This is a genomic window from Chryseobacterium sp. JV274 (assembly GCF_903969135.1).
Lineage (GTDB): Bacteria > Bacteroidota > Bacteroidia > Flavobacteriales > Weeksellaceae > Chryseobacterium.
Window position 1 is genome coordinate 2570238 of record NZ_LR824569.1, and the last position, 14580, is coordinate 2584817.

General features: G+C 36.1%; 15 protein-coding genes. 8 read left to right on the forward strand and 7 right to left on the reverse strand.

Annotated features, from left to right (window positions below; translation table 11 throughout):
• Nucleotides 1-10: 10 nt before the first annotated feature.
• Complete coding sequence (locus CHRYMOREF3P_RS11925) at nt 11-721, forward strand: diphthine--ammonia ligase (RefSeq protein WP_180564711.1); 711 nt, start codon at nt 11-13, stop codon at nt 719-721.
• 35 nt (nt 722-756) lie between these two features.
• Here CHRYMOREF3P_RS11925 and CHRYMOREF3P_RS11930 read toward each other — a convergent pair whose 3' ends face one another.
• A complete protein-coding gene (locus CHRYMOREF3P_RS11930; protein WP_180564712.1) occupies nt 757-2175 on the reverse strand; it encodes a pyridoxal phosphate-dependent decarboxylase family protein in 1419 nt (472 codons plus the stop codon).
• Between the two features lie 173 nt (nt 2176-2348).
• On the opposite strand from CHRYMOREF3P_RS11930, the gene CHRYMOREF3P_RS11935 reads away from it, so the two are divergent.
• Nucleotides 2349-3461, forward strand: a complete 1113-nt coding sequence (locus CHRYMOREF3P_RS11935) for a serine hydrolase domain-containing protein (protein ID WP_077418783.1) — start codon at nt 2349-2351, stop codon at nt 3459-3461.
• Between the two features lie 16 nt (nt 3462-3477).
• Here CHRYMOREF3P_RS11935 and CHRYMOREF3P_RS11940 read toward each other — a convergent pair whose 3' ends face one another.
• Together CHRYMOREF3P_RS11940 and CHRYMOREF3P_RS11945 are read right to left on the reverse strand one after the other, a co-directional pair.
• Complete coding sequence (locus CHRYMOREF3P_RS11940; RefSeq protein WP_077418782.1) at nt 3478-4197, reverse strand: hypothetical protein; 720 nt, start codon at nt 4195-4197, stop codon at nt 3478-3480.
• Nucleotides 4194-4517, reverse strand: coding sequence for a PadR family transcriptional regulator (locus tag CHRYMOREF3P_RS11945; protein WP_047385914.1), 324 nt, complete (start codon nt 4515-4517; stop codon nt 4194-4196). Before CHRYMOREF3P_RS11945 ends, CHRYMOREF3P_RS11940 begins: the two co-directional genes overlap by 4 nt.
• 79 nt (nt 4518-4596) lie before the next feature.
• Here CHRYMOREF3P_RS11945 and CHRYMOREF3P_RS11950 point away from each other — a divergent pair, with 79 nt between their 5' ends.
• On the forward strand, nt 4597-5121 hold the full coding sequence (locus CHRYMOREF3P_RS11950) for a 2'-5' RNA ligase family protein (protein ID WP_180564713.1): 525 nt from the start codon (nt 4597-4599) through the stop codon (nt 5119-5121).
• A 31-nt stretch (nt 5122-5152) separates the two neighbouring features.
• On the opposite strand, the gene CHRYMOREF3P_RS11955 is transcribed toward CHRYMOREF3P_RS11950, so the two are convergent.
• Together CHRYMOREF3P_RS11955 and CHRYMOREF3P_RS11960 are read right to left on the reverse strand one after the other, a co-directional pair.
• Entirely contained in the window at nt 5153-6511 is a 1359-nt protein-coding gene (locus CHRYMOREF3P_RS11955; RefSeq protein WP_180564714.1) for a M64 family metallopeptidase, read from the reverse strand.
• Between the two features lie 2 nt (nt 6512-6513).
• On the reverse strand, nt 6514-7005 hold the full coding sequence (locus CHRYMOREF3P_RS11960) for a hypothetical protein (RefSeq protein ID WP_139348585.1): 492 nt from the start codon (nt 7003-7005) through the stop codon (nt 6514-6516).
• 100 nt (nt 7006-7105) lie between these two features.
• Between CHRYMOREF3P_RS11960 and ruvC the strand changes: the two genes are divergently transcribed.
• From ruvC to CHRYMOREF3P_RS11985, 5 genes are all read left to right on the forward strand, one after another.
• Entirely contained in the window at nt 7106-7660 is a 555-nt protein-coding gene (gene ruvC / locus CHRYMOREF3P_RS11965; RefSeq protein ID WP_077418778.1) for a crossover junction endodeoxyribonuclease RuvC, read from the forward strand.
• A gap of 152 nt (nt 7661-7812) precedes the next feature.
• Entirely contained in the window at nt 7813-8883 is a 1071-nt protein-coding gene (locus CHRYMOREF3P_RS11970; protein ID WP_180564715.1) for a DUF4407 domain-containing protein, read from the forward strand.
• A 173-nt stretch (nt 8884-9056) separates the two neighbouring features.
• A complete protein-coding gene (locus CHRYMOREF3P_RS11975) occupies nt 9057-9650 on the forward strand; it encodes a phage tail protein (protein WP_180564716.1) in 594 nt (197 codons plus the stop codon).
• Nucleotides 9651-9655: 5 nt separating this feature from the next.
• Nucleotides 9656-10348 carry a T9SS type A sorting domain-containing protein gene (locus CHRYMOREF3P_RS11980; RefSeq protein ID WP_077418775.1) on the forward strand — a complete coding sequence of 231 codons (693 nt, stop codon included), beginning with the start codon at nt 9656-9658 and terminating at the stop codon, nt 10346-10348.
• Nucleotides 10349-10444: 96 nt separating this feature from the next.
• Nucleotides 10445-10642 carry a KTSC domain-containing protein gene (locus CHRYMOREF3P_RS11985; protein ID WP_180565777.1) on the forward strand — a complete coding sequence of 66 codons (198 nt, stop codon included), beginning with the start codon at nt 10445-10447 and terminating at the stop codon, nt 10640-10642.
• A 54-nt stretch (nt 10643-10696) separates the two neighbouring features.
• On the opposite strand, the gene CHRYMOREF3P_RS11990 is transcribed toward CHRYMOREF3P_RS11985, so the two are convergent.
• Both CHRYMOREF3P_RS11990 and guaB read right to left on the reverse strand, forming a co-directional pair.
• Complete coding sequence (locus CHRYMOREF3P_RS11990) at nt 10697-12565, reverse strand: GEVED domain-containing protein (RefSeq protein ID WP_180564717.1); 1869 nt, start codon at nt 12563-12565, stop codon at nt 10697-10699.
• A gap of 349 nt (nt 12566-12914) precedes the next feature.
• On the reverse strand, nt 12915-14375 hold the full coding sequence (gene guaB, locus CHRYMOREF3P_RS11995) for an IMP dehydrogenase (RefSeq protein WP_077418772.1): 1461 nt from the start codon (nt 14373-14375) through the stop codon (nt 12915-12917).
• Nucleotides 14376-14580 lie beyond the last annotated feature (205 nt).

Below are 14580 nucleotides of genomic sequence, written 5' to 3' on the forward strand. Positions count from 1 at the left end.
TATTTTTAAAATGAAACCAAAAGCTTTATTCAACTGGAGCAGCGGAAAAGATTCTGCGCTTGCTCTTTATAAAATACTACAGGCAGATCAATATGAAATTTCTACTTTGCTTACAAGTATTAATGAAGAATTTCAAAGGATTTCCATGCATGGTGTTCATGTTTCTCTGTTGGAAAAACAGACCGAAAGCCTCGGGATTTCGTTAATTAAAATGGAGCTTCCCAAAGAACCATCAATGGAAGAATACCAGCAAATCATGAGCAAAACAATGGCCGGAATTCAGGCTCAGGGGATTACCCATTCCGTTTTTGGTGATATTTTCCTGGAAGATCTGCGAAAATACAGGGAAGACCAATTAAATGCCATCGGTATGAAGGCTCTATTTCCCCTCTGGAAACAAGATACCTCCAACCTCATCCATGAATTTTTAGAGCTTGGTTTTAAAACCATTGTAACCTGTGTAAACGGAACTTATCTGGATAAAAGCTTTGCAGGACGAATCATTGATCAGAAATTTATAGATGATCTTCCTGAAAATGTAGATCCATGCGGAGAAAACGGTGAGTTTCACACCTTCACTTTTGATGGACCTATTTTCAAAAATCCGGTAAACTTTGAAATCGGGGAAACAGTTAAAAAAACTTATCCTAAACCTAAAACCTCTGCTGAAGAAGAAGACGGCGAATATGTTTTCTGGTTTTGTGATCTGCTGTCAAAATAAGCCTGTGGATAAATCTTCACAGGCTTTTCAATAGATTATTGTATTTCAGTAATGATTTCATTCATCAGATCAAATACCTGTCTGATATCGTTTTCACTAGTCATCCAGTTTACAAAAGCAGCTCTTACTCCTTTATGCTGATTATAAAAAGTAGGGGTCATAAAGACTTTTCCTGTATTATTTAGCTTTTCAAGAAATCGTCCTACCGCATCCTGCTTTGCATCATCTTTCAATGTAAAGCAAACTGTGTTCAGTCTTACCGGAGCCAGCAGTTTAAAATCATGACTGTTTTCAATCAGCTGTCCAAACTGTTTCGCCCATGATATATTCTTATCCACAATCTCCTGATACCCCTTTTTACCATAAGCCATAAGAGAGAACCATGCAGGAAGCGCCTTTAATCTTCTTGAGTTTTCAGGAAGGAAATTTAAATAGTTGAAATTATCCAACGGATCTCCCAGATAAGGGGCATTTGAATTCTGAAAAGTTTCTATCTGTAAAATTTTATATTGCTCTTTAATGAAAAATACGGCACTTTCATAAGGTACATTCAGCCATTTGTGACAATCTACTGTGATACTGTCGGCATATTCCCAACCTTCCACAAGATGATGATGGGTTTCCGAACAAGCTGCAAAACCACCAAAAGCGGCATCGATGTGCCACCAGAAATTGTATTTTTCTTTTAATTTGCTGATCGCTTTGAAATCATCAAAATCCACCGTATTTACTGTTCCTCCACTTGAAATCAATATAAATGGCTCCCCATAAAGCTTTAGAATATTTTCTTCCAGATCCTTGATATGGATGGCTTCCCGGTTTCCTTCTTCCGTTTTAATCTTAATAATATTGGCGCTTCCCAGTCCTAATAATGACAATGATTTTATAGAAGAAGAGTGAGGAGTCGCTGTGAGTATCTTTACTGTTCCCGAAATGCCTTCTTTCGCAATATCTCTTCCCTGCTCTTTTCCCAGCCATTGACGGCCCACAGCCAAACAGGTAAAATTAGACATTGTAGCTCCTGATACAAAACCACAAAAGAAACTTTCCGGAAGCTTAAGAAGTTTTAGCAAAAGCTGTACGGTTTCCATTTCTATGGTTGCGGAAATATCTCCCTGTCCTTTTACAGACTGGGTATTCTGATCATAAACCGTCGCCAGCCAGTCACCAGCTACCGATGCCGGTGTAGCACCTCCCGTCACAAATCCCCAGTATCGGGGCCCTCCGGAACCCACCATGATCGGTTCAAATTTTTCGTTGAAAATCCGCAAAGCCTCTTCTGCTCCTAATCCTGATTCCGGGAGTTCCTGTTTTTCCAATAGAGTGTTTAGATTGTTATTGATTACCGATGTTGATCTGTCTTCAATAGAGTTCAGATAATCCGTCCCCTGTTCTTTGATGATATTCAGCAGGTATCCGATGTTTGCTGAATCATTTTTCAAGTGTTCATTCATACTTTGTGATACATTTCTATATCAAATGTATTAAAAATACCTGCTAAAGAATTATTAAATTTAATATTAAATTGATCCAAATCCCGTCCTAGCACGCAATTTGCATCCCTAAATGCTCCTGGATATTTTAGTATCTTTAAGGGTAACAACCATCATATAAAAATACAACACCTGTGATCAAAAATTTAGTATTCCTGACTCTATTCTGTTTTTTATTTTCCTGTACAACAACTGAGGCTCCAAAGGCTTCTCCTGTTGATAAAAAAGCCATTATCGATTCTACTGTTGCCGCTTTTCAGAAAACACTTTTAGAACAACAGATTGATTCTGCTTTCAAAAAGTACCATTTCAATGGAAGTATTGCTGTTTTTAAAGACACCATATCCCTTTACAGAAGAGAAAACGGATATTCTGATTTTAAAAAGAAAACTAAAATTGACAGTAATACCATTTTTGCCATAGGTTCTGTAAGCAAGCAGTTTACCGCTGTTTTGGTATTACTTCAAATGGAACAGGGAAAACTGAACGTGACAGATAAAGTTTCAAAATATTTAAAGGAATTCCAGATCAAAGAATATGAAAACATTACAATTCATCAGCTATTGAACCATACTTCAGGGTTAAATATGGTGGGAGGAAAGCTTATGTTTAAAAGCGGTTCTGACTTCTTCTATTCCAACGACGGATTCAATACCCTTGGAAAGATTGTGGAAAAAGTTTCCGGAAGATCATATGCTGAAAACGTTCAGGAACTTTTTCAAAAAGCAGGAATGAACCATTCTTCAACCGGAGATACTTTTAAAGGAAATAACTTTGCCAGTGCTTATCTCGGTACACCTGCTAGATTTCAGGAAGTTCCCAATATGCCGAAAAGATTAGGCGGACAGGAAATAGGAACTCCGGCTGGTGGAATATTATCCACTATTCAGGATCTTCATTCATGGAACAATGCTTTGTATGGTGGGAAAATTTTAAAACCAGAAACGCAGAAGCTATTCATGGCAAAAAGCGCAGAAAGACGTCATGCAATCTTTGGAAAGATGGGCTACGCTTACGGCATCATGCTTAATATTGGCCAACCCAATTCTTATTTCCACAGCGGTTATATAAAAGGTTCCCCTTCATTAAATATCTATTATCCCGACACCAAAACTTCAGTAATCATCCTTTCTAATATTGCCGATGAAGAAAAGGGAAAAGGAGTTATCTTCAGACCTCATATTGAAGTAAAAAAGATTACAGATCATCTTGAGAACACTCTTACGCAGCTAAGATCACAACACTAGTTGAATAACGTGCTATTTATGCGGGTTTAAGGAATTCCTGCATTTTCACTAAATTCTTTTTGTGTTCCATAAAATTGAATACAGCAAAAACAAGTGCCGTCTGCAATATGAAAGGGAAGATCAATGTAATTAAGGTCAGAGCAACTTCAGAATGATTGTGTTCTCTGAAAAACTGATAAGCATAAGTCCCGTTCTTCATTACAATCTGTACCATTGAAGAAGCACAAACAACCAATAATCCTATATTCTGCTGATACATTGTATAAAGGCTTTTTTCCTTGTATTTGAAATCTGCTTTCAGGTATTTCCAGATCTTATAATTAAAAACCAATATCAATACTGATCCCAATAAAAATGATCCGTTAAGCAGTTTAAAAAATATATTATAAACTTCCTGGTTTTGTGCTGTAAAAATCAGCAATAAATTAATTCCTAAAGCCAGCAATCCTATTATTAAAGATTTTCTGAAAAGTCCGGCATATTTTTCCTGTATAATCTTTTTGGCAATCAAAGGGATTGTCGTTGGATAGAATAGCAGATAGTTAACTAATTTAAATTCTCCACTCCAGGATTCTTTTATCTGTAAGAAAGCTTCCTCGAAACTGATATTCTCTTTATACTGAAGATCTGAAATCTGGCTGATCATATGGTCTCTGATTTCTACCAGAATATCCAATGAGAGCTGTTGAGCTACCAGATAATCTGTAATTTTATTTTCCTGTTCCTCCGTTATCATAAATTGAATATGGTTTGTAGGTTTAATAAGTAGCTTTTCATCTCAGTCTCTTTTTCTTCCTGTTGTTTTTTCCCTTTTTCAGTCAGCAGATAATATTTACGGTCTCTTCCGTTGATTTTCTGAATTTCAGAAATAATCATTCCGTCACCCTCCAGTTTGTGCAATAATGGATAAAGTGCTCCTTCCGTCATTTCAAGCTCACCTTCCGTGAGTTCTTTTGCCCTTTGAGTAATCTGATATCCGTACATTTTGATTTCTTTTGAAAGAAGCTTCAAAATAATATTCTGCAGGGTACCTTTATAAAGACTATTCTTTTTCATAGAATGATTTATACATTGCAAACATATGCATAATTTTCTTATGTATATAAATTTAATGTAAAAACTTTTAATTTGTCTTATGAAAAAAATGTACTTCATAGCCATTTATCCTCCTCAGGAGATTATTGAAGAAATAAAAGCCTTTAAAAGAGATCTGGTAATGAATTATGCCAATTCCAAGGCTTTGAAAAATGAAGCCCATATTACACTATTCCCTCCCTTTTCCAGAGAAATTGAAATGGAGGACGATATTCATATTGCTTTTCAGAAGATCAATACGGAAATCAACCCTTTTGAAGTAGAACTGGATGGCTTTGGAAGCTTTCCTAATCCTAAAAATCCTGTACTCTATATTCAGCCAAAAGCAAATATTCATTTAACTGAGCTTTATCATAGGGTAAAAGAGTATTTTAATTTTGTCCCTTATTCTTTTAGCCCACATATGACTGTAGGCTACAGAGATCTGAGTTGGGAAAATTATCTTAAAGCCTGGGAAAAATATGAAACAAAGGATTATAAAACTAAATTCTTAGTTGATAAAATAATACTTCTCCGCCACGATGGACAATGGGTGCCTATAGCAGAAAAAAAACTGGAAAAATAAAACCGGCTGCAGGAGCCGGTTAAGTTCAAATTTATTCTTTTATGATTTTCTGAGAGAGAATCAGATTTTTGTTTTCTTTTACATTCAGCAGATAAGCACCTGCCGGAAAGTTTTTAATATCAATTCTTATCCCGGCATCTTTGAATTCAAATCTGGATGGAATCAATTTTCCGGAAGTATCATAGATTTCTATTTTTACATCTTTTGAAAAATCCTGTTTTCCTTTAATGAAAAATTCACCATCTGTAGGATTCGGATAAATACTGAAACGTCTTTCTTCAGCTTTTACTTCTGAAAGTTTAAGAGTTGATTTACTCAGAGTCCAGGAAACATTGGTAACATGAAGGGTGCTGTGATTATCAACTTTTAAAAGCGGGTTATTATCTACGACCGAAAATGTCAAAGTATTATTTCCATTGTTAAGTTGTCCGGGAGTAATGGTAACACTATTTCCTGTAGCCCCCAAAGCTGTTCCATTTAATGTCCAGGTGTTGACCAATGTATTAGGAATAGGAAGAATTTCAGTGACCGTGAAAGTAACATTTGATGTGGCATCTACTGAAGTGTTATTTGCCGGTGTATAGGAATCTACAGGAGACACTAAACTATGGATTTTTTCGATAATTGCTTCTTTGCATACGGAGCAAAACTGCTGGTTAAGATATCTCATCTCACAACTCTGATGCGGACGGAACCAGGTTGGGCTTTCAGCATGAGCATAGACACCTACCCCGTTTAATCCTACCCAATTTTTCCATTTGATCGTCGCAGGATTGGAGTTTTGGGTTTTATTTGCGGATTCCAATGTACCTGAAAACCAATATTCATCAGCTAATTTACCAAAGGAATGTCCTAGCTCATGTACCACAATTTCATTAGAAGAACCATTTAAGGAAGCAAAGGCATAGGTACCTCCACAACCTCCGTATTCCGTAGAATTACCCAATACATAGGTGATATCATAATCCGGGATATTGGCCGCCAAAACCTGCCCTACCTTATTGGTTGTATTACTGTATATACATCTGTGAACTCCAACATCGAAGGTAGAACCAAGATAGTTATTAGGATTGGTTACAGGAATTACGGGTTCAGTAACATCTGTGGCAGTTCCCGGGTGCTTCACTCCTGATTCTGTAGAAATCACTTTTACCGCATAGGCATTAAAATAATTTTTATATTCTGTATAGGGACTTTTTGTAAAAAGATAGTTGACCGTATTCTGAGCTGATGTTGTGAAAGCAGCCTGCTGTGCAGCGGTAAACCCGTCTCCTAACACAGCAATCACAACCCGCTTACTGTTGTCTCCGTTCTGTAAAAGAGGAACAGTCTCAAATGACTGGGCAAAACAGCTGCTTCCTATTAAAAGGGATAATAAAACTTTTTCCATAATTATAGTTTTTGTGTGAATAATAGTTGTGCTCCATCATCAGTTGCCTTTTCAATCTTTATAGTCTGAACATTTTCAGAATAGGAAAAACGGGCACTGAATTCCGCGCTTTGAAGGGAAGCTTTATGTCGGGAAATACCTTCTTTTTCATACACTTCCAATTCAGGATTAAAAGGATCTTTTACAAGCTGTTTGGCAACTTCTTTCCCACCAGACTCTGTTAATGTGATGATAAGATCTCCCTTATCCACTCCATTTCTTTCAAAATAAGGGGTGTGTTTCAACCTGCCATCTGTAATTTTAGAACTTTGCAGGGTAATTTTTGCATTTCCTGACTGATCTTTATCTGCCTTGAAAAACAAATAAATAATCCTATCGCCTTTTCTTGCCACAGTTTCTGAAAGCGATTGCCTTTTTTGAGTTAATCCATTTTCTTTCTGAAAGCTGCAGAACAGAAAAACAGGAACAATGAGTACATTAAATACATTTTTCATAATCATTTTTGTTTAAAGTTACTAAAGTTTTAAATATGAACGAAAATCATTGCAAATACTTTTTTCAGCTTAAAACACAGAAAGTCCTATCTTTGGGGCAATGATTTCAGAGAAAATAATTTTAGGTATTGACCCGGGAACAGCTGTGATGGGGTTTGGCATTATCTCCGTAAAAAAAGGAAAAATGGAGATGGTTTCTATCCATGAACTGATCTTAAAAAAATATCCCAACCACGAAACAAAGCTCAAATATATTTTTGAAAGAACGCTGTCTCTCATCGATGAGTTTCATCCTGATGAAGTTGCTCTTGAAGCTCCTTTCTTTGGAAAAAACGTACAGAGTATGCTTAAACTTGGCCGTGCACAGGGAGTTGCCATGGCTGCCAGCCTTTACAGAAATATCCCTATCACCGAATATTCTCCGAAAAAAATTAAAATGGCCATCACCGGAAACGGAAACGCCAGTAAAGAACAGGTGGCAGGGATGCTTCAGAATCTTCTTAATTTAAAAGAATTCCCTACCAAATACCTGGATGCCTCTGACGGGCTTGCCGTTGCCGTATGTCATCATTTTAATTCCGGAACAATAGCAGATACCAAATCATATTCCGGATGGGATAGTTTTTTGAAACAGAATCCTGATAGATTGAAGTGATCTTGATCTTCTCCTTGAAAATTTCAAAAAAGTAAATTTAATCGTCTTAAAAACAGTTTTTTACGAAAACACATTCAATTACTTGGTAAAACATAATACTATCTTTTACATTGGTATGATTTTTAGTATTACCTTTGTATAAATTTTCAGTTATGAAAACAAACCAACAAACTATAAATCAAGGGACTCATAAAATAAACTGGTTCCAAAAGTTTCTGATGGTGTGTTCCGGCGGGAACATCCATATCTTAAGAAAGACTCCGAGTGAATGGAATAAATTTTCAGGGATTGGAGGGATTGTACTTTTCACTGCAGTATTTGCCACTTTATCTGCAGGCTACGCGATGTATACCGTTTTTGACAACATTTGGGCAGCTGTAGGATTTGGAATTCTTTGGGGATTGATGATTTTTAATCTTGACCGTTATATCGTTTCTTCCATTAAAAAAACAGGAACATGGTGGAATCAGATTCTGATGGCTATTCCCCGTCTTATCCTAGCCACATTTTTAGGGATTATTATTTCTAAACCATTAGAGCTTAAAATTTTTGAGAAAGAGGTAAATAAACAGTTGAATACCATCATTCAAAGGAATAAAAAGCAGCTTCAGGGTGAAATGAATGGAAGGATTCTTCAACAGAGCGGCCCTTTTGAAACCGAAAAACAGCAGATTTCAGGAAAAATAGCACAGTATCAGAAATCCTATGATTCTGCTTCAGTAGAACTTGAAAAAGAAATTCTGGGAAAACAATCGGGTCTAACCAGTGGAAAAGAGGGTTACGGACCGAATGCTAAACGTAAACAGGAATTAAAAGTGCAACGCAGACAGGATCTTGAGAATTATCAAAAACAAGCTGCTCCCAGACTGGAATATTTAGACAAAGAAATATCCAAGGTATATACGAATCTGGAAACAGAAAGAAAATCTACAGAGACTTTTGAGGACAAATTCAATGGGTTTGCAGCAAGACTTCAGGCACTGGATGAACTGGGTAAGAATTCAGCGATTATAGGATTGGCAGCAGCTTTTATTATGGGACTGTTCATCTGTCTTGAGATCTCTCCGGTTCTGGTAAAATTAATTTCTCATATAGGGCCTTACGATTATCTTTTAGAAAAAACAGAAAATGATTTCAGGTTGTATTCCAAAGAGAAAATTGAAAAAGGAAACGCTCTGACAGATTTCAGAATTGAAGATTTTAAGGATAATCTGAAAAATTAATGATCATCTGCATTGGCTATTGAGCAATTTAAACATTAGAGAAAAAATCTATAAAAAATTAATATTTCATTAATAAAATCTACCTTTCATTAAATTAATGAAAGGTTTTTATTTTTATAATTGATTATATGTGAAATATTTTCTAATTTTATATTACTTAAAACCTTGTCATCATGAAAAATTTATTTCTTGCATGTACACTGCTGATCTGCGGTGCATTTGCCCCTGCTTTAAAAGCTCAGGCATCAGAACCATTTTTAGGGCAAATAGCCTTTGTACCTTATAATTTTGCACCAAAATACTGGGCAGAATGTAATGGGCAGATCCTGCCTATCGCTCAAAATCAAGCACTTTTTTCATTGTTAGGAACTACTTATGGAGGAAATGGAACAACCACATTTGCTTTACCCGATATGAGGGGAAGAGTTCTTGTTCATAACGGACAGGCTCCTGGAGGGCCAACAAGCTACACTATGGGAGAAACCGGCGGAACTGAAAGTGTAACATTATTGATAACACAAATGCCAGCTCACAATCATACTGTAAATGCCGTAACAGCGGAAGGAAATCAAAATTCACCAACAAATAATCTTCCGGCAGACACCAAAATTCTCGATAAAGAATATTCCGACGCAGCGGCCAATACTACGATGAAAAGCACAATGGTAGGAAACACAGGAGGAAGCCAGCCTCATGAAAACAGACCTCCCTTTATCACGCTGAAATGCATCATTGCATTGGCCGGAGTTTTCCCATCACAAAATTAACGGTTATGAAAATTCTTTACTTATTATGTCTGCTCGCCGGAAGCTCAGCTTTTGCACAGACCATAACGTTTAATGGATGTCCTAATCTGTTTAGCAGCCCGCCGAATACATATACTTTTAACAAAACCGGAGTAGATGCTTTTAACAAAAATATTTATATGACGACCCCTATTGACGGCGGACAAGATTGTGATGGATTAGGCACCTGTGAATTTAAAATCCAATGGAACAACACTCTTACAAGATGGGAATTTCTTGGTGATGAAGGAAACGGAACTTTTACGACCCCTTATCTGATTTATTATAATTCAACAGGAAACAATTCTGTTCCGATACCACCAGGCAACAGCGTCGGAACCTGGGTTGAAAATACAGTAATGACTAACGGACAATGTGGCGGAAACCTTACTGCGGTAAATTCCACCATGACGGGTGACGTACAGACCACAACATTGGGAACTTCAGATCTTTCTCAACATAAAATCCAGATCTTCCCGAACCCTGTGACAGATTTCATTCGTATTTCCGGCATTGATGACGGATTATCTATCCAAATTTATAATATGGACGGACGACTTGTAAAAACTGAAATGTTTGATTCAAAAATTGATGTCTCACAACTTATTCCAGGTGGTTATATATTAAAAATAAATACCAGGAATTTCCAAACTCATCAATTTAAATTCGTGAAAAAATAAACTACTATTTTACAGGAGCACATCTTTGAAGCTTTCGGAATTACCGGAAGCTTTTTATTTTTGATGATAAGGAACATTTATTGTATGAACTGTAGCATGCCTTCAAGTGTTGTACATCATTTCATCTATTTCCCGGGTACTGAAATATTGAGGATTATATATCAGTCAGGAGCGGTTTATGACTATTTTAAAGTACCCTCTGATATCATAGAAAAGTTCGGAAAGGCAAAATCTAAAGGACAGTTTCTGAACAAAGTCATAAAGCCCAGATTTAAATATATTAGGATTGAATAAAAAAATGTCCCCATTGAAATGGAGACATTTATATTATTTTAAAATTTGATCAATTTATTTGATGATCAATTTTGAAGTTTTAGAGTCTTTTCCGTTAGAAACCTGAATCATATATACTCCTTTTCCTAACTGCTGATCTACTTTGAAAATACCATTTCCTTCTTCAGTTGCAGACGGGCTTGCTACCAATCTTCCTGCCATATCAGAAATAGAAACTTTCAGGTTTTTACCATTTTTAGCTTTAATGAAGATTTTATCTCCGGTTGCTACCGGGTTAGGATACACTGTCAAATCACTATTATCAGCTTTCACTTCGTTTGTTCCTAAGTTAGTAACAAATTTCACTGTATAATCTTCAACCTGTCCGTACATTAATTGTCCACAAGGGGTCATGTTAGGATTCTCATCATCTACAAGAACTCTCATTCTTAATGGAGTATTCAATACCGTTGAAGCTGGAGCTGTAATTGTAGTACTGTAAGTACCTATTTCTGTAGCTGGATCTGCTATAATATTATCAGCAGAAGCTACAAGTTCAGAAGCTTCAAACGTTCCATTATTATTATAGTCAATCCAAACTCTTATTTCATTATTTGAACCTGATACATTTACCTGAAGGTTATGTGTTCCCGTTGATGAAAGTTCAGTTGATGTAGCTTTCAGGCAGCTTGCTCCTGTATAGTCTTCATAAAAACTAGCATTATTATGCCAATATCCAGTAGTTGCATTATTAATACTTCCCAGTTTTACAAGAGTTGGTCCTACAAAATAATCATCTGCTGTAGTAATACCTGCGGGATTACATGTTGCAGCAATAGGCGTTCCAATCGCAGCAGCAGTAGATGGAGCTGTTCCTCCTAATGAAGAACTCAAAGATCCTCTCATTAAAAAGAAGTAAAGAGCAGCCCTGTCATGCTGTCCATTGGTAAACTTAAATGCTATTGGATTGGTATAATTCATCATGTTATACTGTACTCCCTGATAGTTTGCTCCTGTACAATAATTCATATCATTGTTAGTAGGTGCAGGATCATTCAGTAAGCTTCTTGATCTTTCTGTATCACATACCTGATCATCATCTTTATTACAATCATTATAAGTCATCGCCGGGCAGTAGGTAGTAGAAGTAGTACCTTGTGGCGGTTGAGCGTTAGCATTACCAAATGTATGAAGTAATCCCATACTATGTCCAAATTCGTGTGCTAATGTAATATCATCCTGTAAAGTAACTACAAAAGATTTCATAAACGATTCGTAGTTATCATCAGAATTTTGAGGCAGACCTGCCCATCCCATAATACCATATGTTCCACCACCATCTACTTTATTCATAATATAAATATTAAAGTAAGATGCCTCAGACCAGTGCGGAGCAATTGATTTAATCTGATCTGTAGTAACACCATTTGTACCACTACGTTTCACCCCATAAGTATCATATCCTGTAAGAGCTCCCCCGTTATATCTAACAATACCTGTAGTAGCATTACAGTTAGGATCCCTTTTAGCCAACACCAATTTAATCGGCATTGTAGCTGCAGTACCAAAATCTGCGGGAATTCCCTGAGCCCACTGATAAGTACCTGCATACATTTGATTGCAATGATCCAACCACGCCTGAATTTGTGCATCACTCTTATTATAAGTAGTTCCAATAGCAGCTCCTGTAGGTGCTATTACGTGTACTACAACAGGAATTTCATAAACTCCATTTACAATTTTGTATGCACTTCCACCTTTAGCAGTAGTATTTTGATTACTGCTAATAATTTTGTTACGCATATTGCGAACCATTTCATCAATTTCCGCATTCTGTTTCTGGTGTACTCTCTGTTCATTATCAAAGTCACACCATTCTTTTTTTTGCTGTGCTGATATTGAAAGGGATAGTAGCAATGCCCCACAAAGGATAGTTTTCTTCATTACAATAATTTAAAAAAATTAAACAAGTTGAAAATTCATTAATTTCACATATCAATCAACAATATTTATCATCAAAACCAATGTAAAATTTTAAATTTCACTTCAGTTAGTAGAAAAAAGTTCATTATTGTTACATTTTTAAACGAAAATAAAATTAACATCACTTCAAACTACTATTACTTTATTTAATTTTTCCTTAAAAAAATACACAGAATAAAGAGAAATATATAATTTTAAAAACCAAACATATAAAAGCAAATTACTATTAATCAATAAGTTAAAATACAAATGCAAAATAAAAAAACCGCACTAATTGTGCGGTTTTTAATATATAAATTCAATTATAATTTTATAAAGAATAATTCGGAGCCTCCTGTGTAATAATTACATCATGAGGGTGGGATTCTTTCAATCCGCTTCCTGTAATCATTACCAGTTTAGAATCTCTTTGCAGTGTTTCAATATCCTTAGATCCACAGTATCCCATACCGGCTCTTAGACCTCCTGTCAACTGGAAAATTACATCTTCCAATTTTCCTTTATGCGGAACCCTTCCTTCGATTCCTTCCGGAACGAATTTTTTAGCTTCACTTTGGAAATATCTCTCTTTGCCTCCTCTCTTCATAGCAGAAAGACTTCCCATACCTTGGTAAGACTTGAATTTTCTTCCCTGGAAAATAATTTCTTCCCCTGGTGCTTCATCTGTACCCGCTAAAAGAGAACCAAGCATTACTGCTCCTGCTCCACTTGCAATCGCTTTAACAATATCTCCTGAAAGTTTGATTCCACCATCAGCAATTACCGTTACATTTTGTGACTTAGCATATTCGTAAACGTTATAGATCGCAGATAACTGAGGAACCCCTACTCCTGCAACTACTCTTGTTGTACAGATAGAACCCGGGCCTACTCCAACTTTCAGTACGTTAGCTCCAGCTTTAATAAGGTCTTTAGCAGCTTCTGCAGTTACAATATTTCCACCTACAACATCAAGGTTTGGATATGCTTTTCTGATTTCTGAGATTTTATCTAAAACTCCTTTAGAATGACCGTGAGCTGAATCAATTGCTACAATATCAACTCCTGCCTGTACCAAAGCCTCAATTCTTGCCAATGTATCTTCTCCTACTCCTACTCCTGCTCCTACGATAAGACGACCATTCTGGTCTTTATTAGCGTTTGGATATTCCAATTGATTATCAATATCCTTGATCGTGATTAATCCTACAAGCTTATTATCTTTATCTACAATAGGAAGTTTTTCAACTCTGTTTTTAAGAAGGATTTCTTTTGCCTTTTCAAGGTTGGTATCTTTGTCTGAAGTGATCAGATTTTCTTTGGTCATGATCTCTTCCACTTTCATATCAAGGTTTTCCTGATATTTTACATCTCTGTTGGTAATAATTCCGATCAGAACATTATTAGGATCTACCACCGGAAGACCGGAAATCTTATATCTTGACATAAGATCTCTAGCTTCACCTAAAGTATGATCTTTAGATAATGTAACCGGATCTGAGATCATTCCGTTTTCGGAACGCTTTACACGGTTTACCTGAGCTGCCTGCTCATCGATCGTCATGTTTTTGTGGATAAAACCTAATCCTCCAACTCTTGCTAAAGCAATAGCCAGATCAGCTTCAGTAACAGTGTCCATCGCAGCGGAAACTATCGGAACATTCAGCGTGATTTTGTCGGTAAGTCTTGATTTTAATGAAACCTGGTTAGGTAAAACTTCTGAATAAGAAGGGACTAGAAGAACGTCATCGAAAGTGATGGCTGTCTCTACAATTTTGTTATGAATAGACATCTTTACTTTCTTTGCAAAATTAGGTTATTTTAGTGAGATATGAAAATCCTTTTTAATAGTTTAAATAAAATTTAATAATCAATAACTTAAATCGAAAAAACCGTTCTTTTATCAGAACGGTTACGGTACAAAATAATTGAATATGTAGAAACTACTTGTTAAATCTGATTAAACTGGTTGTTAAAAGGCTTACTTGACCTGGTTT